At 69.4% G+C, this 22211-nt stretch carries 18 protein-coding genes; 10 read left to right on the top strand and 8 right to left on the bottom strand.

Going from position 1 to position 22211, the window contains the following annotated elements:
- Positions 1–59: 59 nt before the first annotated feature.
- Both DDP54_RS08045 and DDP54_RS08040 read left to right on the top strand, forming a co-directional pair.
- Positions 60–1400: a PLP-dependent aminotransferase family protein gene (locus DDP54_RS08045; RefSeq protein ID WP_109131304.1), complete on the top strand. Its 1341-nt coding sequence runs from the start codon at positions 60–62 to the stop codon at positions 1398–1400.
- 55 nt (positions 1401–1455) lie between these two features.
- Positions 1456–2397: a D-alanine--D-alanine ligase gene (locus tag DDP54_RS08040; protein ID WP_109131303.1), complete on the top strand. Its 942-nt coding sequence runs from the start codon at positions 1456–1458 to the stop codon at positions 2395–2397.
- Between the two features lie 100 nt (positions 2398–2497).
- On the opposite strand, the gene DDP54_RS08035 is transcribed toward DDP54_RS08040, so the two are convergent.
- The 8 genes from DDP54_RS08035 to rpmH form a co-directional block, all read right to left on the bottom strand.
- Positions 2498–3802: a ParB/RepB/Spo0J family partition protein gene (locus tag DDP54_RS08035; RefSeq protein WP_109131302.1), complete on the bottom strand. Its 1305-nt coding sequence runs from the start codon at positions 3800–3802 to the stop codon at positions 2498–2500.
- Entirely contained in the window at positions 3799–4917 is a 1119-nt protein-coding gene (locus DDP54_RS08030; protein WP_277949587.1) for an AAA family ATPase, read from the bottom strand. The genes DDP54_RS08035 and DDP54_RS08030 overlap by 4 nt, the downstream gene beginning before the upstream one ends.
- A gap of 841 nt (positions 4918–5758) precedes the next feature.
- The gene (gene rsmG, locus DDP54_RS08020) at positions 5759–6415 is read right to left on the bottom strand and encodes a 16S rRNA (guanine(527)-N(7))-methyltransferase RsmG (RefSeq protein ID WP_242448291.1); all 657 of its coding nucleotides are present in this window, start codon (positions 6413–6415) and stop codon (positions 5759–5761) included.
- A 650-nt stretch (positions 6416–7065) separates the two neighbouring features.
- Entirely contained in the window at positions 7066–7584 is a 519-nt protein-coding gene (locus DDP54_RS08015; RefSeq protein WP_109131298.1) for a R3H domain-containing nucleic acid-binding protein, read from the bottom strand.
- A gap of 41 nt (positions 7585–7625) precedes the next feature.
- The gene (gene yidC / locus DDP54_RS08010; RefSeq protein ID WP_109131297.1) at positions 7626–8723 is read right to left on the bottom strand and encodes a membrane protein insertase YidC; all 1098 of its coding nucleotides are present in this window, start codon (positions 8721–8723) and stop codon (positions 7626–7628) included.
- Between the two features lie 24 nt (positions 8724–8747).
- Complete coding sequence (yidD, locus tag DDP54_RS08005; protein WP_109131296.1) at positions 8748–9056, bottom strand: membrane protein insertion efficiency factor YidD; 309 nt, start codon at positions 9054–9056, stop codon at positions 8748–8750.
- An 11-nt stretch (positions 9057–9067) separates the two neighbouring features.
- On the bottom strand, positions 9068–9430 hold the full coding sequence (gene rnpA / locus DDP54_RS08000; RefSeq protein ID WP_109131295.1) for a ribonuclease P protein component: 363 nt from the start codon (positions 9428–9430) through the stop codon (positions 9068–9070).
- A gap of 11 nt (positions 9431–9441) precedes the next feature.
- Positions 9442–9579: a 50S ribosomal protein L34 gene (gene rpmH / locus DDP54_RS07995; RefSeq protein WP_109131294.1), complete on the bottom strand. Its 138-nt coding sequence runs from the start codon at positions 9577–9579 to the stop codon at positions 9442–9444.
- A gap of 539 nt (positions 9580–10118) precedes the next feature.
- Between rpmH and dnaA the strand changes: the two genes are divergently transcribed.
- The 8 genes from dnaA (at position 10119) to DDP54_RS07955 (ending at position 22161) form a co-directional block, all read left to right on the top strand.
- A complete protein-coding gene (gene dnaA, locus DDP54_RS07990; RefSeq protein ID WP_242448290.1) occupies positions 10119–11603 on the top strand; it encodes a chromosomal replication initiator protein DnaA in 1485 nt (494 codons plus the stop codon).
- 584 nt (positions 11604–12187) lie between these two features.
- Positions 12188–13318: a DNA polymerase III subunit beta gene (dnaN, locus tag DDP54_RS07985; RefSeq protein WP_109131292.1), complete on the top strand. Its 1131-nt coding sequence runs from the start codon at positions 12188–12190 to the stop codon at positions 13316–13318.
- Positions 13242–14315 carry a phosphogluconate dehydrogenase (NAD(+)-dependent, decarboxylating) gene (gene gnd / locus DDP54_RS07980; RefSeq protein ID WP_347338532.1) on the top strand — a complete coding sequence of 358 codons (1074 nt, stop codon included), beginning with the start codon at positions 13242–13244 and terminating at the stop codon, positions 14313–14315. Before dnaN ends, gnd begins: the two co-directional genes overlap by 77 nt.
- Before the next feature lie 41 nt (positions 14316–14356).
- On the top strand, positions 14357–15679 hold the full coding sequence (gene recF, locus DDP54_RS07975) for a DNA replication/repair protein RecF (RefSeq protein ID WP_109131290.1): 1323 nt from the start codon (positions 14357–14359) through the stop codon (positions 15677–15679).
- Positions 15669–16289 carry a DciA family protein gene (locus tag DDP54_RS07970; protein ID WP_347338504.1) on the top strand — a complete coding sequence of 207 codons (621 nt, stop codon included), beginning with the start codon at positions 15669–15671 and terminating at the stop codon, positions 16287–16289. The genes recF and DDP54_RS07970 overlap by 11 nt, the downstream gene beginning before the upstream one ends.
- 366 nt (positions 16290–16655) lie before the next feature.
- Positions 16656–18638 carry a DNA topoisomerase (ATP-hydrolyzing) subunit B gene (gene gyrB / locus DDP54_RS07965; protein ID WP_242448448.1) on the top strand — a complete coding sequence of 661 codons (1983 nt, stop codon included), beginning with the start codon at positions 16656–16658 and terminating at the stop codon, positions 18636–18638.
- A 56-nt stretch (positions 18639–18694) separates the two neighbouring features.
- Positions 18695–21307, top strand: coding sequence for a DNA gyrase subunit A (gene gyrA / locus DDP54_RS07960; RefSeq protein WP_109131289.1), 2613 nt, complete (start codon positions 18695–18697; stop codon positions 21305–21307).
- Entirely contained in the window at positions 21304–22161 is an 858-nt protein-coding gene (locus DDP54_RS07955; RefSeq protein WP_109131288.1) for a DUF3566 domain-containing protein, read from the top strand. Before gyrA ends, DDP54_RS07955 begins: the two co-directional genes overlap by 4 nt.
- Positions 22162–22211 lie beyond the last annotated feature (50 nt).

Here is a 22211-nt window from a genome sequence, read left to right as displayed (position 1 = left end):
CGCGGGTCGACCGCCGGACGACGCCGGACGCGGCGTTGCGCTCGTGCGACACTCGGGGGATGTTCCCGCACCTGAGCCCCGGCGACGCGACGTCGGGCACCCTGCCGACGCCCGCAGCCGGAACTCGGCTCGACCCCTGGCTCGGCGCATACGCCGACCGGGCGCACGCCATGCGAGCCTCGGAGATCCGCGCCCTGTTCGCGGTCGCCAACCGTCCCGAGGTCGTCTCTCTCGCCGGTGGCATGCCGAACCTCGCCGGTCTGCCGATGGACGTGATCGGTGAGATCGCCCAGCGGGTCATCGCCACCCAGGGTGCGACGGCGCTGCAGTACGGCTCCGGGCAGGGCGACGAGACCCTCCGGGAGCAGATCCTGGAGGTCATGCGCCTGGAGGGCATCCACGCGCACCCCGACGATGTCGTGGTGACGACTGGCTCACAACAAGCCCTGGACCTGGTGACGCGGATCTTCGTGAACCCTGGCGATGTCGTCGTGGCCGAGGCGCCCAGCTACGTCGGTGCCCTCGGGGTGTTCCGTGCCTACCAGGCCGACATCGTGCACGTGACGATGGACGCCGACGGGCTCATCCCCGCAGCGCTCGAGTCGACCCTGGCGTCGCTCGCGAGCGAGGGCCGCCGCGTCAAGCTCCTCTACACGGTCCCGAACTTCCACAACCCCGCCGGGGTGACCCTCTCCGCCGAGCGCCGGCCGCAGATCCTCGAGATCGCCCGGCGCTACGGGGTCCTGGTCCTGGAGGACAACCCCTACGGCCTTCTCGGGTTCGACCGCGACCCGATCGACGCGATGCGCTCGCTCGACGACGAGGGCGTCATCTACCTCGGTTCGTTCTCCAAGACCTTCGCGCCCGGCTATCGGGTCGGCTGGGCCGTCGCACCCCACGCCGTCCGGGAGAAGCTGGTGCTCGCGAGCGAGTCCGCCATCCTGTGCCCGTCCAACGCCTCCCAGCTCGCGATCAGCGCCTACCTGTCGACCTGCGACTGGCGCGGCCAGATCAAGTCCTTCCGGGAGATGTACCGCGAGCGGCGCGACGCCATGCTCGGCGCCCTCGCCGAGCACATGCCGGACGCCTCGTGGACGGTGCCCGACGGCGGCTTCTACACGTGGGTCAGGCTCCCGGACGGCCTCGACGCCAAGGACATGCTCCCCCGCGCCGTCACCGCACGGGTCGCCTACGTCCCGGGGACCGCGTTCTACGCCGACGGTCAGGGCCGCGACCACATGCGGCTGTCGTTCTGCTACCCGACCCCGGAGCGCATCCGCGAGGGTGTGCGCCGCCTGGCCGGGGTCGTCGCAGGTGAGAGCGAGCTGGTCGACCTGTTCGGTACCAGCGGCGGCGACGGGCGCGACGGCGTCCAGACGCCCGGCCCTGACCTCGCCTGACTCGTTCGCCACACCTGACCTACGGAGCGACTGACTCGTGACCCCCTCCTCTGCAGTGACATCGCCGCGCGTCGTCATCCTCGCCGGGGGGCTCTCGCACGAGCGCGACGTGTCGCTGCGATCCGGTCGACGAGTCGCGGAGGCGCTGCGGGCCGTCGGGCTCGAGGTCAGCGTGCACGACGTCGACGCCGACCTGATCCCCGCGCTCACGCAGACCCGGCCCGACCTCGTGTGGCCCCTCCTGCACGGAGCGAGCGGCGAGGACGGTTCGATCCGCGACGTCCTCGAGCTGCTCGGGCTGCGTGCGCTCGGGACCGGGCCACGGCAGAGCCGCATCGCCTGGAGCAAGCCGATCGCCAAGACTGTCGTCCAGCGCGCCGGCCTGGCGACCCCGGAGTTCGTGACGCTCCCCCAGAGCCTGTTTCGTGAGCTGGGCGCCGGACGGGTGCTCGAGGCCATCGTCGGTCGGCTTGGTCTGCCGCTGGTGGTGAAGCCGTCGAGGGGCGGGTCCGCGCTGGGCGTCAGCTACGTGACGAGCGCCGCCGACCTCCCCCGCGCGATGGTGGCGTGCTTCGCGTACGGCGACACGGCGCTCATCGAGCGGGCTGTGATCGGCACCGAGCTTGCGGTCAGCGTCATCGACACGGGCGAGGGTCCGCACGCGCTCCCCGCTGTCGAGATCGTCACCGACGGTCCGTACGACTACGACGCTCGCTACAACCCCGGGCGCACCGAGTACTTCACACCGGCGCGGCTGACCTCCGACGTCGCCGAGCAGGTCGCGGCGATGGCCATCGCCGCGCACCGCGCACTCGGGCTCACACACCTGTCCCGCACCGACCTCATCGTCGACGAGTCCGGGACGCCGCAGTTCCTCGAGGTCAACGTTGCTCCCGGCATGACGGAGACGTCCTTGTTCCCCCAGGCCGCCGAGGCCGCGGGACGTCACCTCGGCGAGCTGTACCGCAAGCTCGTGATGGCGGCACTGCAGCCCTGACCTGCGGTGATGCGCTGTTTCACGTGAAACGGCGGCCAGGCATGACGATGGCGGCGTGCTCGAGCGAGCACGCCACCATCGTCATCACCGCCGTCGTGCGTCAGTGGCGCAGGACACCCGGGTCGTCGGGCGCGAAGCTCTCGAGGATCCTGTTCAGGTCCTGGACCGACGCGAACTCCACCGTCAGTCGCCCGCGCTGCTTGCCCAGGTTGATCTTGACCCGCGTCTCGAACCGGTCCGACAGTCGCGTCGCGAGCTCATCCAACGCCTCGTTCCGGTCGCCAGCCCGCGGCCGTCGACGCACGGCAGGGGCCGCCGGGTCGCCTCCGAGCGAGACGATCTCCTCGACGGCCCGCACCGAGAGGCCCTCGGCAACGATCCGCTGAGCCAGTCGCTCGATCGCCGCCCCGTCCTCGAGTCCGAGCAGTGCGCGTGCGTGTCCGGCCGACAGCACACCGGCCGCGACACGGCGCTGAACCAGCGGCGGGAGCCGCAACAGGCGCAGCGTGTTCGAGATCTGCGGACGCGACCGGTGGATCCTGCTCGCGAGCTGCTCGTGGGTGCACCCGAAGTCGTCAAGCAGCTGCTGATAGGCGGCGGCCTCCTCCAACGGGTTGAGCTGGGCGCGGTGGAGGTTCTCGAGCAGCGCATCGCGCAGCAGGTCCGAGTCCTCGGTGTCCCGGATGATCGCTGGGATCGTGGTGAGTCCTGCGGCCTGGGTGGCGCGGAGCCGACGCTCCCCCATGATCAGCTCGTAGCCCGAGTCACCGTCGGGTCGGACGATGATCGGCTGCAGCACCCCGACCTCGAGGATCGAGCCGACGAGCTCGTCGAGGGCGTCCTCCTCGAAGATCGTGCGCGGCTGGCGGGGGTTCGGCTTGATCGAGTCGACGGGGAGCTCGGCGAACCGCGCACCTGGAACGGCGATCAGGCCGTCGTCCTCCGCGTCGCTGCTCCGCGCGACCATGAGCGATGCGCCGCCCGTCGCCACTGCGCCGTTGGCGGACGCGGATCCGTTGCTGGATGCGGAGCCGTTAGCGGACGCGGAGCCGTTGGCGGACCTCAACCCGTTCCCGGAGGCTGAGCCGTCGATCGTTGCCGAACCAGCGACCGCGCCGGATCCATCCAGGTGCGCCACCCCATCACGGATCGCATCGACGCCGTCGACCGGCGTGCCGCTCGACTTGAGGGCTGCTGTTTCACGTGAAACAGCCGAGTCACCATCGGATGACGTCGAGGCCTCGGTCACTGCCTCGGCCGGGAACGTCTCACTGTGGGCGTCACGTCGGTTCTCGGGGAAGAACACATCCACGGGACGCTGCGTGTCGGAGGACCGCTGCCCGTCGAGTCCGGTCGGGATGAGTGCACCCAGGCCACGGCCCAAGCCACGTCGCTTCTCGCTCACTGCTCCTCCTGAGGGGTACCCGCGCTGCTGCCGACGACGCTCGGGGCGACGTCAGGCTGGCCGTTCGTGTGGTTCGTTCGGATGCTGTCGCCCGCGGCTACAGGGATTCCGGCTGCGAGTCCGTCCGCGTCAGGCCCGGCCGCACTGTCGGCTGCGCCCCGCTCGGCCAACTCGCGTGCGGCCTCGAGGTAGGCCAGGGCCCCTGAAGAACCGGCATCGTACGTGATCACTGTCTGTCCGTAGCTCGGAGCCTCGGAGATGCGGACGGACCGCGGCACGGAGGTGCGAAGTGTCGTCTCCGGGAAATGATCGCGGACCTCCTGCGCGACCTGCTGCGCCAGGTTGGTGCGCGAGTCGTACATCGTCAGGAGGATCGTCGAGACGTGCAGTCCCGGGTTGAGGTGCGCCTGGATCAGCTGGATGGTCTTGAGCAGCTGGGTCAGGCCCTCGAGCGCGTAGTACTCGCACTGGATCGGGATCAAGACCTCCCGGCCGACGACGAAGGCGTTCACCGTGAGCAGTCCCAGGCTCGGGGGGCAGTCGACGAACACGTAGTCGATCGGAGCCTGACCTGCAGCGATGCGTCCGGCGAGATACGCGTCGAGTGCGGTCCGCAGCCGAGTCTCCCGCGCCACCATCGACACGAGCTCGATCTCCGCGCCCGACAGGTCGATCGTCGCGGGGACGCACCACAGGTTCGGGATGTCCGGGCATTCCTGGACTGCCCCTGCCATCGGCGCTTCGTCGACGAGGACCTCGTAGATCGACGGCGTGCCCGCGTGATGCGCCACACCGAGTGCCGTCGACGCGTTTCCCTGGGGATCGTTGTCGAGCACGAGCACGTTCAGCCCGGACTGAGCAAGGGCAGCAGCCAGGTTGACGGTCGTCGTGGTCTTGCCGACGCCGCCCTTCTGGTTCGCCACGGTGATGATCCGGGTCTGCGCCGGCCGTGGGAACCTCCGGCCCCGCAGCTGGATGCGGCGCGTCGCGTCGGCCTGGATCTGCGCCATCAGCGGCGTGTCCTCATCGGCGTCAGGCAGGCTGTCGACAAGTGCGGCCCGGCGCGCCTCGTCGTCATGGCCCGCGCCGACAACCTGTGCTGGGTGACTGGTCACGTCCTCGTTCTCTCTTGTGCGCTCACGTAGAGCGGACGCCATGGCGTGGCCGTCGTCGTGACTGCTGTGGTCTGCGGCTCCCACCGCGGGCGACAGCTGCGCGTCGGGCGATGTTTCACGTGAAACAGAAGGTGGTGGCGCTGGAACCGTGGGGCGACTCACTAGCGGCCGAGGCGCGCTCGAGAAGGCGCCGAGTGTTGCGTCGGCTCCGTCGAGCGAGTGAGAGGCGAGGTTCACCGGCGGTACCCGCGCAGCGTCTGTCGCTGGCGGGTCGACGAGCCGTCCAGCGTCGACCGCACCCCAGGTGCTGCCATCCACGGGCACGCCGTCGACCGCGCTGTCCGTCGTATCGCCACCCATCACGTGCTCGTCGCCGACAACGGTCGGCGGCCGACCACTGGGCGCGGCGACGTCGGGCGTCGGCGTCGCTGGCCTCCACTGATCGACGGCCCCACCGACCGGCTCGTCGACGGCCGCCTGCTCGACGTCGACGCGCGAAGTCTCGGGGTCTGTCGTCTCGTCAAGCGTGATGCTCGGTCGTGGGATCAGCTCCCAGCCGGCCGCCGCCTCGGTGGACCCACCAGCGCTCGAAGGGCCGTCCGCCTGCGCTCGCGCGTCAGATCCGCCTTCAGACTCATCGGCCGGCGCCGCCGCGCGACCATCGGCTGCACTTGAGGCGCCGCCGACTGTTTCACGTGAAACGTCCCGCGGGTCCCTCCGGCGGTCGTCCATTTCGCCTGCGACCGCGACCTCCCCGTCGACCTCCACCGGCGGCTGCCATGAACCCTGCGCGAGCGGCTCGGGCACAACCGCGGAGATCGGCTCCTGACGCCTCTTCTTCCTACCGAACACCGCGCACAACCTCCCGAACAACCCGCACCACTGTGGTCTCCTCGGCTCCGTCGATCGCGCGCACGCTCAGGACCTCAGCGGGTCCCCCGCCCAGCTTCGTGCCGACTCGGGCGGCTGATTCGACCTCGTCCTGCGCTCGCGCGCCCTTCAGTGCCACGAGCACACCGCCCTTCGCCAGAAGCGGGAGGGACCACCGGTACAGCCGGTCGAGCGGAGCAACCGCACGCGCCGTGACTGCCGCGCCGACGAGCTCGCGGTGCACGTCTTCCGCGCGAGCGCGCATGACCACCACATTGGCGAGCCCGAGCGAATCGACGACCTCGAGGAGCCAGTCGGTTCGCCGCTCCATGGGATCGAGGAGCACGACCTCGGCGTCAGGGCGCATTGCGGCCACCACGATGCCGGGCAGGCCGGCTCCCGATCCGAGGTCGATGATGCGGCCGGTCTCGGGGAGGAAGGGGACGACGACGGCAGAGTTCAGCAGGTGCCGCTCCCAGAGCCGGGGAACCTCCCGAGGGCCGACGAGACCGCGACGCACGCCTTCGTCGACCAACAAGGTGTGAAAAGCCGAGATCGCTGCCCACGACGGGCCGAAGAACGCGGGGAGCCGGCTGTCGCCCTCCCAGGGGTCTGCCTCGACCGTCACGTCGACATGATCATCGTTCGTCACACGGCCTCCCTCGACTGATGGCATCCACGCTGGTCCTACATCGCCCGCGACTGGTCTCGATGGCGGGCACTCTCCCGGAGCCGTCGGAACTGCACGCTCATGGCTGCGACCACGGTGCAGCTGGGCCACGCAGGACTGCCTTCTGGAAGCCCCACCGTACCCTGCGGGTCGGGCTCCAACGGCCCAGGCTCACCGTCATGCACAACCTCCGGCAGCGTCGTTTCACGTGAAACCGCGATCGATCCGCACGGCGCGTGCTCGCTGGGACCAACGGGCTCTCGGCCGGCCGAGCTACGCGCCGATCAGTTGGCGCGCATCCCGCGCGCCGCGGGCGGCCACCAGGTATGGACGTCCGCGTGCCGCTGTTTCACGTGAAACACGTTCTTGCATCAGCCATCCGTTTCACGTGAAACGACGCCGACCGGCTGGCGTCGGACCATGTTCCCCACCGGCTGTGGCTTGCCGATGCCGCCCGAACACACCCGGCTGCCGGTAGGTTCCCGCACCGGCCGCGTCGAGCTCGTGGAAGATCCCTCGGGCCAGCGGAGGCACAGCGGTGAAGGCCCACACACGATCGGCCGGCCCCCTGGGGAGCCGGCCGATCGTGTGAACGCTTCGTTGATGAGTCAGGACGCGCGGATCACCACGTGTCGCGCGGGCTCGACGCCCTCGGAGTCGCTGACCAGCCCGGCCGCCGCGACCGCGTCATGGACGACCTTCCGCTCGAACGGGTTCATGGGGTCGAGCGCGACGGGCGCGCCTGACTCCTGCACCCGGCCGATGGCCTCGGTCGCGACGGCCACAAGCTCGGTGCGACGCTCGGCCCGGTAGCCGGCGATGTCGAGCATCAGGCGGCTCCGCTCCCCCGTCTTGGCCTGCACGGCGAGCCGCGTGAGCTCCTGAAGCGCATCGAGCACCTCGCCGTCCGTGCCGACGAGGCGGCGAAGCGCCCGCTCGGAGCCGGGTTCCGCGACGATCTCCACGGCCGCACGACCGTGGTCGACGTCGATGTCGATGTCACCATCCAGGTCGGCGATGTCGAGCAGCTCCTCGAGGTAGTCGGCGGCGATCTCGCCTTCCTCCTCGAGCCGACTGGTCGGGTTCTCCTCGCCGGGGACGGTCTCGTTCTCTTCGGATGACGGCATGGGTGCTCCTCGGGATGCGGCTCGGTGCCGGTGGGTGAGCGCTACTTCTTGGGCTTGCGTGGTGCTCGCGCAGCCGGCGGGGTCTGGTCTCCGTCACTGGAGGACTGACCCTTGGTCGTGCTGCTCGGTGCTGTGGTGCCGGCCGGCGTGGTGGAGCCGGTGGTCGGCGTCGAACCGTCGGACGGACGCGGCTTGACGCGGTCCTTGCGCTTGGGCTGAACTCGCTGGCCCCGCGGCTTGTCGTCGATGAGGGGAGCGTCGGCGACCGCCAGCTCGAGCCCGGTCTGATGGGACCTGCGGGCCTGCCGTGCCTTCATCGCCGCCTCGGCCGCGGATCCTGGCGCCGGCATCCGACGGATCGTGTAGAACTGCTGGCCCATCGACCACAGGTTCGTCGTCGTCCAGTAGAGCAGCACGCCGATCGGGAAGTTGACGCCCGAGAACGCGAAGATCAGCGGCATCAAGTACAGGAGCATCTTCTGCTGCTGCGCCATCGGGCCCTCGAGCGCGGCGGGCGGCATGTTCTTCATGGTCAGCTGGCGCTGCGTGAGGAAGGTCGTCAACGACATCGCGACGATGAGGACGATCGTCACGATCTTGACGGTCGCGCCGCCGTCCTTCGACATGAAGTAGCCCGACAGCGGCGCACCGAAGATCGTGGCGTGCTCCACCTGCCCCGCGGTGGCGGCGTCCAGCGGGCCGATCGACGACTTCGGGTAGGTCCCCGTCGACAGCTTCGGCAGCGAGTACAGCACCCGGAAGAGTGCGAAGAAGATGGGCGACTGGGCAAGGATCGGCAGGCACGACGCGAACGGGTTGGTGCCGTGCTTCTTGTACAGCTCCATCGTCTCGCGGCTCATCGCCTCGCGGGACGCCGGGTCGGACTTGCCCTTGTACTTCTTCTGGATCGCCTGCATCTCGGGGCTGAGCATCTGCATGCCGCGGGACGCCTTGATCTGCTTGACGAACAGCGGGATCAGGATGATCCGGATGACGATCACGAGGCCGACGATCGACAGCCCCCATGCAGCGCCGGAGGCCGGGTCCAGGCCGATCGCTGTGAGCAGCGTGTGGAACTGGACCATGATCCAGGCCACCGCGACCATGATCGGGTAGAGCAGGCCGTCAAACCACGACATGTGGCAGAGCTCCTCGTTCGGTGATCAGGACGTGGCCGAGGCCACGTGATGGTGATGACGCTGCCGGTCGTGAGCAGGCGGGACGTCGTCGACGCCGCCGGCGCTCCAGGGGTTGCAGCGCAGCAGCCGCCAGGCCGCCAGCCCTGTCCCCCGGATCGCACCGTGCCGCGTGATCGCGAGCACCGCGTACTGCGAACACGAAGGGTAGTACCGGCATGTCGGGGGTCTCATCGGGGAGATGAACAGCTGGTAGCCCCGGATCAGCAGGAGCAGGAAGCGGCCGGGCAACCGGACCACAGCCCTCGCGATCGACCTGACCGAGACTCCGGTCATGGGATGACTGCTCATGCCCGTGCCGACCGGCGCGCTCGTCGGGCTGCGGTCTCGAGCGCGGCATCCAGGTCCGCACCGAGGTCGGCGTACGGGCGCGTCGCCGAGGGAGCAAGGGCACGCACGACCACGCCAGCATCAGCCGGCATCGAGTCGAGCCGGCCACGCACGAGGGCGCGGAGACGGCGCTTGACCTTGTTCCGCGTCACGGCGTTCCCGATGGACTTGGACACGACAAGACCGACCACCGGACCAGGTCCGGGGTCGGTCCGTGTCGCAAGATGCACCACGAGCGAGTCCCGCCCGCCACGCGCACCACGCCGCACCGCCTGCTCGAACTCCGCAGGGCGGCGCATCCGGTGCGCTGCTGGCAGCACCGGTGCAGTCGTCAGGCCGAGAGCTCTTCGCGACCCTTGCGCCGGCGAGCGGCGAGGATCGCGCGGCCTGCGCGTGTACGCATACGCAGACGGAAGCCGTGGGTCTTGGCCCGGCGCCGGTTGTTCGGCTGGAACGTGCGCTTGCTCACGAGTCTCTCCAACTACTTCGGGGCATCGATCGCGCACAGGTACGCGACCAGGTCTGAGTGCCGAGCTCGACTGCTCCGGATCAACACACCGTGCGTCAACACGCAGCGGTCGATTCCGGCGCCAGGGCGCGCCAGCAGGAGCCATCAGGAAGGCTTGGCAACGCTACGCCGGGCTACCGTGTCGGGTCAAATGGCAGACGGCTCGAGGCTGGCAGCCAGCTCGCCTCGCGGCGACGACTGCCGTCAGCAACGATCCCACGTCCGCTCCGTAGAGCGTCGCACCGACACGCCTGTGAGTGTCAGATCACCCGTGCGGACTATCGCAGGGGTACCTCCGGACGACTACGCTGACCCGTCGTCACCCTCTTCGCGGCTCGGTGCGGACCGATTCAGTCCGACTCACCAGCTGCGGTCCACTGGCCGTGCCGTCCCTACCATGGGTTTGCCGGTCGATGCACACAGGCTGTGGACAAAGATGTGGATCACGTACAGGCGTGCGAAACTCGACCACGCGAGCGCCGACGGTAGCGAGGGAAAACGTGTCATCACAGGACGATCAGCCGGCCCGCGTCTGGGCCCAGGCGGTCGCTGAGCTCGAGCACAGCCCGGACATCACACCGCGACAGATCGCGTTCGTGAAGCTGGCCAAGCCGCTGGGCCTCCTCGACGGCACCATGCTCCTTGCGGTCGGCAACGACCTGACGAAGGAGTACCTCGAGACCCGCGTGCGCACCGAGGTCACCGAGGCCCTCACGTCGGCCCTCGGCCGCGAGGGACGCTTCGCGATCACCATCGACGTCGACCTGGCCTCCGACGAGCCGGCCCTCGCGGCATCGCGACCCGCGGCCCCGAACGACGTCGAGCGGCCGCGCGAGGCGCCGAGCGCCCGCAACACCAGCTATGACGACGACGACGAGGACGAACGGCACTCCCAGGACTCACAGCCGTTCCGTCCAGGGTCCGGGCGTCGCCCGTCGACCCCGTCGGAGCCCGCGCGCCTGAACAAGAACTACCAGTTCGAGACCTTCGTCATCGGATCGTCAAACCGGTTTGCCCACGCGGCCGCGGTCGCCGTCGCCGAGGCTCCCGCCAAGGCCTACAACCCGTTGTTCATCTACGGGGACTCTGGGCTCGGCAAGACGCACCTGCTCCACGCCATCGGGCACTACGCGCAGAACCTGTACCCGTCGGTGCGCGTCCGCTACGTGAACTCCGAGGAGTTCACCAACGACTTCATCAACTCGATCCGCGACGACAAGGCCGGTGCGTTCCAGCGCCGCTACCGCGAGGTCGACGTCCTCCTCATCGACGACATCCAGTTCCTGCAGGGCAAGGAACAGACGATGGAGGAGTTCTTCCACACGTTCAACACCCTGCACAACGCGAACAAGCAGGTCGTCATCACGTCCGACCTGCCCCCGAAGCAGCTCAACGGCTTCGAGGACCGCATGCGGTCGCGCTTCGAGTGGGGCCTCATCACCGACGTCCAGCCTCCGGACCTCGAGACCCGTATCGCGATCCTGCGCAAGAAGGCCGGCAACGAACGCCTCAAGGCACCGGACGATGTGCTCGAGTACATCGCCTCGCGGATCTCGACGAACATCCGTGAGCTCGAGGGTGCCCTGATCCGGGTGACGGCCTTCGCCAACCTCAACCGCCAGCAGGTCGATCGGCCGCTCGCCGAGATCGTGCTCAAGGACCTGATCACCGACGGCACAGCCGCGGAGATCACTGCCACCGCGATCATCGGTCAGACCGCCGCCTACTTCGGACTGACCATCGAGGACCTCTGCGGGTCGTCGCGCTCGCGCGTGCTCGTGACCGCGCGGCAGATCGCCATGTACCTGTGCCGTGAGCTCACGGAGATGTCACTGCCGAAGATCGGCCAGGCGTTCGGTGGACGGGACCACACCACCGTCATGCATGCGAACCGCAAGATCCGCGAGCTCATGGCTGAGCGACGCAGCATCTACAACCAGGTGACCGAGCTGACGAACCGGATCAAGCAGCAGAACCGCGGCTGATCGGCCCGGCCTTCAACCGGACATCATGAGACAAGTCCCACGGCGCGCGCCGAGGTCATGCCGTGACGCCAACTCTCAACGTCCGGGTGAAACAGCCGTGGGACGAATATTCACATCTGTGGACAGACCTGTGGACAGCGGTGGACGACACGCCGGTAACGTGTGGACAGACGACACCTTCTCGGTGGACGGCAGATGAACACCGAATCGTCGTCCACGGGCCGGAGCACTTGTCCCCGGTTCGTGCACAGCGCCCGTCCACACGCGAATCACACGATGACCTGCAGTGCGACCCGTCGTCCCCAGGATTCACAAAGGCGAAGACGACGATGAGACTCCTCTCACTGGGAAATCCACACACCAGCGAAGAGAGGTCAAGCACCAGCCCGGCCACACGCTCGGACAACACGATCCACGACGTTCCCAGGCAGGTACCAGCGATGTGCCCACTCGCGTAGTGTTCGGTCCGACCTGTGCGTCGATGTCGCGCCGGCTCTGCACGCTGAGGACCAGGCCCCCGGCCTGGTCGCCGTGCGTGGGCCGCCAGCTCAGCCGACGCGTCACGATGGACCGAGAGGTGGGGCATGAAGTTTCGAGTCGAACGTGACGTCCTCGCGGAAGCCGTCACGTGGACAGCTCGTAGTCTTCCGACCCGCCCGCCCGTCCCTGTCCTGGCTGGTGTGCGCATTGAGGCGCACAGCGACGGCACGCTCCAGCTCTCGAGCTTCGACTACGAGGTGTCGGCCCGCTCGGAGATCCCGGCGGACGTGAGCGAGCCGGGCACGGTCCTGGTCTCGGGTCGTCTGCTCGCTGAGATCTCCCGTGCGCTGCCGGCCAAGCCTGTCGATGTCGTGCTCGAGGGCACGAAGGTCACCGTGACGTGCGGTGCGAGCCGCTTCACGCTGCTGACCATGCCGGTCGAGGACTACCCCGCGCTCCCGGCGATGCCAGCCGTGTCCGGCACGGTCGACGGTGACGCGCTCACGCACGCGGTCACCCAGGTGACGGTCGCCGCCAGCAGGGATGACACGTTGCCGCTGCTCACGGGCGTGCGGGTCGAGATCGAGGGCGAGAAGATCACGCTGCTCGCGACCGACCGCTACCGTCTCGCGCTGCGCGAGCTCACGTGGCACCCCACCTCCCCGGACATCTCCCAGGTGGCCCTCGTCCGCGCCAAGACGCTGTCCGACGCGGCGAAGTCCCTCGGTTCGGCGGGCTCGGTCAACATCGCGCTCTCGACGGGCCAGGGTGTCGATCTCATCGGGTTCGAGGCCGGCGGTCGGCACACGACCTCGCTCCTCGTCGACGGTGACTACCCCGCTGTGCGTCGGCTCTTCCCGGACGAGACCCCGATCCACGCCGTCGTGCTCACGCAGTCCCTCACGGATGCGGCCAAGCGCGTCGCGCTCGTCGCGGAGCGCAACACCCCGATCCGGCTGTCGTTCAGCGACGGCCAGGTCGTGCTGGATGCGGGTCAGGGCGACGATGCCCAGGCGTCCGAGGCGCTCGAGGCGACCCTCGTCGGTGATGACATCTCGGTCGCGTTCAACCCCCAGTTCCTGCTCGACGGGCTGGGAGCGTTGACGACCCCGTTCGTGCGGATGTCCTTCACACACCCCAACAAGCCGGTCGAGTTCACTGGGCAGGAGTCGCTCGAGGGCGACGACCTCCCGGAGTACCGCTACCTCCTGGTGCCCATCCGGTTCGCGAGCTGACACTCGCAGCGTCAGGCTGGACGCGTGGTCGGTCCGTCACGTCGCCCGGACGGTCCGCAGCAATGAGCTCGGGCGACGTCGAGGAACGAGAGGCACAGTCATGCACATCGGTCTGATCGGGCTCGGCAAGATGGGCGCCAACATGCGTGAGCGCCTGCGTGCCGGCGGCATCGAGGTCACCGGGTTCGACCGCAACCCGGCGGTGACCGACGTCGCGACCCTCCCCGCCCTGGTCGCGGCACTGCCTGCCGGTGAGCGTGTCGTGTGGGTGATGGTCCCGTCCGGTGACATCACCCGCGGTGTGGTCGCCGAGCTCGCGAGCCTCCTGCAGCCTGGTGATCTCGTCATCGAGGGTGGTAACTCGCACTACACGGACGACGCGCCGAACGCGGAGCTGCTCGCCGCGCACGGCATCGGGTACGTGGACGCCGGTGTCTCGGGCGGGGTGTGGGGCCTGGCCAACGGCTATGGGCTCATGGTCGGCGGCGACGAGGCCGACGTGGCGCGGGCGATGCCTGTCTTCGACGCGCTGCGTCCGGAGGGTCCGCGCGCCGAGGGATTCGTCCACGCCGGGGACATCGGCGCAGGTCACTACGCCAAGATGATCCACAACGGGATCGAGTACGGCCTGATGCAGGCCTATGCCGAGGGCTACGAGCTGCTCGTGGCGAAGGACATCGTCAAGGACGTCCCGGGAACGCTCAAGGCGTGGACGCGCGGGACCGTCGTGCGGTCGTGGCTCCTGGACCTGCTGGTCAAGGCGCTCGAGGAGGACACCGAGCTGGCCGCGATCGACGACTGGGTCGAGGACTCGGGCGAGGGGCGCTGGACCGTCGACGAGGCGATCGATGCTGCAGTCCCGCTGCCGGTGATCTCTGCTGCACTGTTCGCGCGATTTACGTCACGCCAGGGAGCCTCCCCCGCGATGAAGGCCGTGGCGGCCCTGCGCCAGCAGTTCGGTGGCCACGCGACCAAGCCGGCCACACCATCGAGCTGACCGTGGCTTCCACCGACGACCCGTCCGTCTGAGCTCCAGCGATGTATGTCTCACACCTGTCACTGACCGACTTCCGCTCGTACGAGCAGGTCGAGCTGCCCCTCGACGCGGGTGTGACCGCGCTCGTCGGGCCCAACGGCCAGGGCAAGACCAACCTCGTCGAGGCGATCGGCTATGTCGCGACGCTCGCGAGCCACCGGGTGCCGTCGGACGCGGCTCTCGTCCGGGCGGGTGCGGCACGCGCTGTGATCCGCACCAGGATCGTGCGCGAGCACGGCCGCGGCGACGGCTTCGGCCGGGCGCCTGGCACGGAGATCACGAGCCGCACGAGCCTCGTGGAGCTGGAGATCACACCCGGCAAAGCCAACCGAGCCCGGGTCAACGGCGGGTCGCCCGGCCGCGCGCGTGACGTGCTCGGTCTCCTGCGGACGGTCCTGTTTGCTCCGGAGGACCTCGCACTCGTGAAGGGCGACCCGGATGGTCGCCGCCGGTTCCTCGACGAGCTCGCCGTGCTCGTGACCCCGCGCCTGGCCGGGGTCCTCGGTGACTACGACCGGGTGCTCCGCCAGCGCAGCGCCCTCCTCAAGTCCGCGTCGGCTGCCGTGCGGGGGACGCGCGGGGCTGCTGACCTGCGCACGCTCGACGTGTGGGATGCCAAGCTCGCGCAAGCGGGGGCCCAGGTCATCGTCGCGCGCCGCCAGATCGTCGCCGCCCTCGCACCGTACGTCGCGCGCGCCTACGAGCAGGTCAGTGCAGGTCAGGGCGAGGCCGTCATCGCCTACCGGTCCTCGCTCGACGTCGAGCTCGACCGCGCCGACGAGCAGGGGCGCGGGCCGACCTCTCTTGGCGAGCCCGGCCCGGCGGCGTCCCGCGAGCCGAACGGGTCCGCACGTCTGGTCGAAGCGCAGCTGCTCGAGGCGATGGGCCACCTGCGGCCCAAGGAGATCGAACGGGGGGTGTGCCTCGTGGGTCCGCACCGGGACGACCTCGTGCTGACGCTGGGTGGCCTGCCCGCGAAGGGGTACGCGAGCCACGGTGAGTCGTGGTCGTTCGCGCTCGCGCTGCGTCTTGCGTCGTACACGCTGCTCACGCGGGGGCCCGACGCCGCTGCCGCGGGGACCGCCGTCGGCGACGACGCCGGAACCGACCTGTGGATGGCGGACTGGGGCGAGGACGGAGAACCCGTCCTGATCCTGGATGACGTGTTCGCCGAGCTCGACGTGCGTCGCCGGGACCGTCTCGCCGAGCTCGTCGCCCCGGCGCGGCAGGTGATCATCACCGCGGCGGTCCCGGGAGACGTGCCCGAGCAGCTTGCCGGTGCACGCGTCGACGTCATGGGCGGCGAGGTCGCACGTGTCCTCTGACCAGACCGATGCGGACCTGCCCGAGACCGGTGTGGTGGACGCCGGCACGGCCGAGCGGGTGCCGCGGCCGGTCGTGGAGCCGCCCGACGGCGCTCCCGTCGGAGCGTTCATCGAGCTGACGCCGCCGGGCAGCGTCGCGCGCGCGGCTCTCGAGCGGGCCAAGGCCGGCGCGAAGTCGCGGGGCATCTACCCAGGTCAGGCGGCCAAGAGACGGTCGCCGCTCGACCCGCCACGCGGATCGCCGGGCCGCGACGGGCGCGACCCTCAGCCGGTCGCCGACACCCTCGCGCGGCTGCTGCGGGACCGCGGCTGGGTGCAGGAGGTCTCGGTCGGCGGCGTGATCGGTCGCTGGCGGGACGTCATGGGCGACCAGATCGCTGACCACTGCGAGCCCGAGACGTTCGACGCGGGGATCCTCACGGTGCGGACCGACTCCACGGCGTGGGCCACCCAGGTCCGTCTCCTCGTCCCGCAGCTCCTGCGGCGGCTCGCGGACGACGTCGGCGAGGACGTGGTGCGGGAGATCCACGTGGTCGGGCCCGCGGGTCCAGGGTTCAAGCGCGGTCCTCGGTCCGTCCCCGGACGGGGTCCCCGCGACACCTGGGGATGACCGCGGGACGACCTCGCGGATGACACGGCCGACGACCTCGCAGATGACCGTCCGCCGAAGGGTGTGGAGAGCGGGCCCGGCGCGGTTCGCCAGGTAGACTGTGAAGGTCATTCCTGGCGCGTCTGTGCCTGGAACTCCAGCGAAGTGGAGTGATCCGCCCTCTGACACCTCAGAGGGCCGCCCCATTCGCGTGTGAGACCTTGAGGAGTACCACCGCCCGTGGCCGAGAAGAGCGCTTCCACCGGACCTGTCGCCAGCGAAGGCGCTCCCCCCGCACCACCGATCAGTGGTTCGCCGGACAGTGGCTCGTCGGACGGCGGCGCATCGAACGGTGGCGCATCGAACGGCGGCTACGACGCGAGTGCGATCACCGTCCTCGAGGGCCTCGACGCCGTCCGCAAGCGACCCGGCATGTACATCGGGTCCACCGGCGCGCGCGGGCTGCACCACCTGGTCTACGAGGTGGTCGACAACTCGGTCGACGAGGCGCTCGCCGGGTACTGCGACCACATCGAGGTCACGCTCCTCGCGGACGGAGGCGTCCGCGTCGTCGACAACGGTCGAGGCATCCCGGTCGACATCGTCAAGTCCGAGGGCAAGCCGGCCATCGAGGTCGTCCTGACGGTCCTGCACGCGGGCGGGAAGTTCGGCGGGGCCGGCTACGCGGTCTCGGGCGGTCTGCACGGTGTCGGTGTCTCCGTCGTGAACGCGCTGTCGTCGCGCCTCGAGGTCGAGGTCCGCCGGGACGAGTCGGTGTGGCGTCAGAGCTACCGCGACGGCGTCCCGCAGGCGCCCCTTGCGCAGGGCGAGAAGGCCGACCACACGGGCACGACCATCACGTTCTGGGCGAGCGATGCGGTCTTCGAGACGACGACCTACGACTTCGAGACGCTGCGTTCGCGCTTCCAGCAGATGGCCTTCCTCAACAAGGGCCTGCAGATCTCGCTCATCGACGAGCGCCCCGAGCACACCGGTACCGACGACGAGATCGCCCGGCCGGAGGGCGTGGAGCGCGACGCCGACGCCGCGGAGGCGCCGACGAGCCTGCGCACCGTGACCTACCGGTACGAGGGCGGGCTCATCGACTACGTCCGGCACCTCAACTCGGCGAAGAAGGTCGAGGTCATCCACCCCGAGATCATCGACTTCGAGTCCGAGGACAAGGAGCGGCGCATCTCCGTCGAGATCGCCCTGCAGTGGACCAACGCCTACTCCGAGTCGGTCCACACCTACGCGAACACGATCGCGACGACCGAGGGCGGCACGCACGAGGAGGGCTTCCGTGCGGCGATGACCTCGCTGATGAACCGCTACGCGCGCGAGAAGACGATCATCAAGGAGAAGGACGAGAACCTCACGGGCGACGACATCCGCGAGGGCCTCACGGCCGTCCTGTCGATCAAGCTCGGCGAGCCGCAGTTCGAGGGCCAGACGAAGACCAAGCTCGGCAACACCGAGGCGAAGACCTTCGTCCAGAAGGTCGTCAACGAGCAGCTCGGGGCGTGGCTCGACGCGCACCCCACCGAGGCGCGCGACGTCATCCGCAAGTCGATCCAGGCCGCGGCCGCTCGGATGGCCGCACGCAAGGCGCGGGAGGCGACCCGGCGCAAGGGCCTGCTCGAGTCGGGCGGCATGCCGGGCAAGCTCCGCGACTGCCAGTCGAACCGGCCCGAAGAGTGCGAGATCTTCATCGTCGAGGGCGACTCGGCCGGTGGTTCGGCCGTCCGGGGGCGCAACCCGCGCACGCAGGCGATCCTCCCGCTGCGCGGAAAGATCCTCAACGTCGAGCGTGCGCGGCTCGACCGGGCGCTCGGCAACATGGAGATCCAGGCGCTCATCACCGCGTTCGGCACCGGGATCGGCGAGGACTTCGATCTCGCCAAGCTGCGGTACCACAAGATCGTCCTCATGGCCGATGCCGACGTCGACGGCCAGCACATCTGCACGCTGCTGCTCACGCTGCTCTTCCGGTACATGCGTCCGCTCATCGAGAGCGGCAACGTGTTCCTCGCGCAGCCGCCGCTGTACCGCATCAAGTGGACGAACGCGCCCCACGACTACGTGTACTCCGACCGCGAGCGTGACCAGTACCTCGTCGAGGGCCAGGCCGCCGGCAAGCGGATCCCCAAGGAGAACGCGATCCAGCGGTACAAGGGCCTCGGTGAGATGGACTACTCGGAGCTGTGGGAGACCACGATGTCGCCCGAGCACCGCACGCTGCTGCAGGTCAACCTCGACGACGCCGCCGCGGCCGACGAGACCTTCGCGATCCTCATGGGTGAGGACGTCGAGGCCCGCCGCTCCTTCATCCAGCGCAACGCCAAGGACGTGCGCTTCCTCGACATCTGAGGACGCGCCACTTGACTCCCCGCGCCCACCGAGCCGCACAGCTAAGGACCTGATCCGTGACTGACCTTCCCACCGACATCGAGCACGGCGACATCGAGCAGGTCGACCTGCAGCTCGAGATGCAGCGGTCGTACCTCGACTACGCGATGTCCGTCATCGTGGGTCGTGCGCTGCCCGACGTCCGCGACGGGCTCAAGCCCGTCCACCGTCGCGTGCTCTACGCGATGTACGACGGCGGTTACCGCCCTGACCGGCAGTTCTCCAAGTGCACGCGCGTCGTCGGCGACGTCATGGGCAAGTTCCACCCGCACGGCGACACGTCGATCTACGACGCGCTCGTGCGCCTGGTCCAGGACTGGTCGATGCGCTACCCGCTCGTGTCCGGGCAGGGGAACTTCGGCTCCCCGGGCAACGACCCGGCGGCCGCGCCCCGGTACACGGAGTGCCGGATGGCTCCACTGTCGATGGAGATGGTCCGTGACATCAACGAGGACACCGTCGACTTCCAGGACAACTACGACGGGCGCACCCAGGAGCCCGTCGTGCTGCCCTCGCGGTTCCCGAACCTCCTGGTCAACGGGTCGTCGGGCATCGCCGTCGGCATGGCGACGAACATCCCGCCGCACAACCTGCGCGAGGTCGCCGACGGCGTCCTGTGGCACCTCGACCACGCCGACGCGACGCACGAGGAGCTCCTCGAGGCGCTGATCCAGCGCATCAAGGGCCCGGACTTCCCCACGGGCGCGACGATCCTCGGGCACCGGGCGATCGAGGACGCGTACCGCACGGGCCGCGGCTCGATCATCATGCGGGCCGTCGTCGAGGTCGAGGAGATCCAGGGGCGCATCTGCCTCGTCGTCTCCGAGCTGCCCTACCAGGTCAACCCCGACACCCTCGCGCTGAAGATCGCGGACCTCGTCAAGGAGGGTCGCGTCACCGGCATCGCGGACATCCGCGACGAGACGTCGGGCCGCACCGGCCAGCGGCTCGTGATCGTGCTCAAGCGCGACGCCGTCGCGAAGGTCGTGCTCAACAACCTCTACAAGCACACGCAGCTGCAGGAGACGTTCGGCGCGAACATGCTCGCGCTCGTCGACGGGGTCCCCCGCACGCTGAGCATCGACGCGTTCGTGCGCCACTGGGTCACGCACCAGCGTGAGGTCATCGTCCGTCGGACGCGCTACCGCCTGCGTGAGGCCGAGGAGCGTGCGCACATCGTGCGCGGCTACCTCAAGGCCCTCGACATGCTCGACGAGGTCATCGCCCTGATCCGTGCGTCGGCGACGGTCGACGACGCGCGCGAGGGACTGATGGAGCTCCTCGACGTCGACGACGTCCAGGCGCGCGCGATCCTCACCCTGCAGCTCCGCGCGCTCGCCGCGATGGAGCGTCAGCGCCTGACGGACGAGTTCGCCGCACTCCAGGCCAAGATCGCCGACTTCCAGGAGATCATCGCGTCGGACGCCCGCCAGCGCGGGATCGTCAAGGACGAGCTCGCGGAGATCGTCGAGAAGTACGGCGACGAGCGCCGCACCCAGATCCTGCCGTTCAGCGGGGAGGTCTCGATCGAGGACCTCATCGCCGAGGAGGAGATGGTCGTCACCATCACGCGCGGCGGCTACGTCAAGCGCACCCGCAGCGACAACTACCGGGCCCAGCACCGCGGTGGCAAGGGTGTGCGGGGCGCGCAGCTGCGTGAGGACGACATCGTCGACCACTTCTTCGTCACGACGACGCACCACTGGCTGCTGTTCTTCACGAACCTGGGCCGCGTCTACCGGTCCAAGGCGTACGAGCTGCCCGAGGGCGGCCGGGACGCGAAGGGCCAGCACGTCGCGAACCTGCTCGCGTTCCAGCCCGGCGAGAAGATCGCGCAGGTCCTGGACATCCAGAGCTACGACCAGGCGGAGTACCTGGTCCTGGCGACGCTGCGGGGCCTGGTCAAGAAGACGCGGCTGAGCGAGTACGACTCGACGCGGTCGGGCGGCGTCATCGCGATCAACCTGCGCGAGGACGAGGACGGCCTGCCCGACGAGGTCGTCTCGGCGTGCATCGTCAACTCCACGGACGACCTTGTGCTCGTCTCGCGCAAGGGGCAGTCGATCCGCTTCACGGCGAACGACGAGGCGCTGCGACCGATGGGTCGGGCGACGTCCGGCGTCACCGGCATGAAGTTCCGCACCGAGGACCAGCTGCTCGCGATGGACGTCGTGCGCGACGGGTCGTTCCTGTTCACGGTCACCGAGGGTGGCATCGCCAAGCGCACCGCGCTGACCGTCGAGAACTACCGGGTCCAGGGTCGAGGCGGCCTCGGCATCAAGGTGGCGAACCTGCCGGAGGCGAACGGCGACCTCGTCGGTGCGCTGGTCACGGACGAGGACGACGAGGTTCTCGTCATCATGGAACGCGGGAAGATCGTGCGGTCGGCCGTCAGCGAGGTCAACGCGACCGGGCGGGCGACGCAGGGCGTGATCTTCGCCAAGCCCGAGAACAACGACCGGATCATCGCGGTCGCTCGCAACATCGAGCGACACCTCGGCGACGATGCCGGTACCGTGGTCGACGAGACCGCGTCGTCGGACGTGTCCGCGGATGCGCCGGCGGCCTCGCCGCAGCCCGTGCCGGAGGACCCGACAGGCGCTGTGTCATCCCCGCAGGAGGATGCATGAGCACTGAGCCCGCTCCCCCGTCGATCCCGCCGCGCAACCGGCCGTCCGGGCCGGTGAGCCGGCCCGGCGTGCCGAGCGGCGGTGCGCCCACCGGCGGTGCGCCCGCCGGCGCACCGGCCACGTTGCGACCCGCCGGGTCCGAGCCGATCGACGAGGCCACCGGCTTCGGCCCGCGTCCGCCGCGCGGCCCGGCTGCGGTGCGGCCGTCCACCTCATCGAGCGCGTCGGCCTCCAGCGCGTCGGCGTCGAGCGCGTCGGCCTCCGTCGACCTCGACGACGCCCCCTCGCCGCTCCAGGTCGCGGTCGACTCCGTCACCTCGTCGCTCAAGAAGGCCGCAGCCGCCACGTCGGCCGCGATCGGCTCGGCCACGCACTCCCGCACCGAGGAACACACCATGACCGGAACCACGAACACCGCCCCCCCGCGAGCGTCGGGCACACCCGCCCCCCGTCCGACGACGGGCCGGATCCCTACGGTCTCCGCGACCGGTGCGCCGCGCCGGGTCCGCCTCGCCGTCTCCCGCATCGACCCGTGGTCGGTCATGAAGCTGTCGTTCCTGCTGTCGGTGGCGCTCGGGATCATCCTCGTCGTCGCGGCGGCAGTGGTCTGGTTCGCGCTGGACGGCATGCACGTCTTCGCGCAGGCCGACACGCTCGTCCGGGAGGTGCTCGGCGCGGAGAGCAACGTCGACATCCTTCAGTACGTCTCCTTCAGCCGGATCCTCTCGGCCGCGACGCTCATCGCCGTGGTCGACGTCTTCCTGCTGACGGCGCTGTCGACCATCGCCGCGTTCCTCTACAACATCACCGCTGCGCTGGTCGGTGGGGTGCACCTGACGATGACCGACGAGTAGGCCGACCGCGTTTGGGCGCCATGGCTGGACTGGGGTAGTCTCGTCCGGCG

This window comes from Cellulomonas sp. WB94, from assembly GCF_003115775.1.
Lineage (GTDB): Bacteria > Actinomycetota > Actinomycetes > Actinomycetales > Cellulomonadaceae > Cellulomonas_A.
This window is presented reverse-complemented; position numbering and strand designations above follow the sequence as displayed.

Bases quoted from the DNA above. Each gene is read 5' to 3' on its own strand.
- DDP54_RS08045 (WP_109131304.1), top strand. From the start codon at position 60: ATGTTCCCGCACCTGAGCCCCGGCGACGCGACGTCGGGCACCCTGCCG.
- DDP54_RS08015 (WP_109131298.1), bottom strand. From the start codon at position 7,584: ATGCCGTCATCCGAAGAGAACGAGACCGTCCCCGGCGAGGAGAACCCG.
- yidC (WP_109131297.1), bottom strand. From the start codon at position 8,723: ATGTCGTGGTTTGACGGCCTGCTCTACCCGATCATGGTCGCGGTGGCC.
- yidD (WP_109131296.1), bottom strand. From the start codon at position 9,056: ATGACCGGAGTCTCGGTCAGGTCGATCGCGAGGGCTGTGGTCCGGTTG.
- dnaN (WP_109131292.1), top strand. From the start codon at position 12,188: ATGAAGTTTCGAGTCGAACGTGACGTCCTCGCGGAAGCCGTCACGTGG.
- recF (WP_109131290.1), top strand. From the start codon at position 14,357: ATGTATGTCTCACACCTGTCACTGACCGACTTCCGCTCGTACGAGCAG.
- DDP54_RS07955 (WP_109131288.1), top strand. From the start codon at position 21,304: ATGAGCACTGAGCCCGCTCCCCCGTCGATCCCGCCGCGCAACCGGCCG.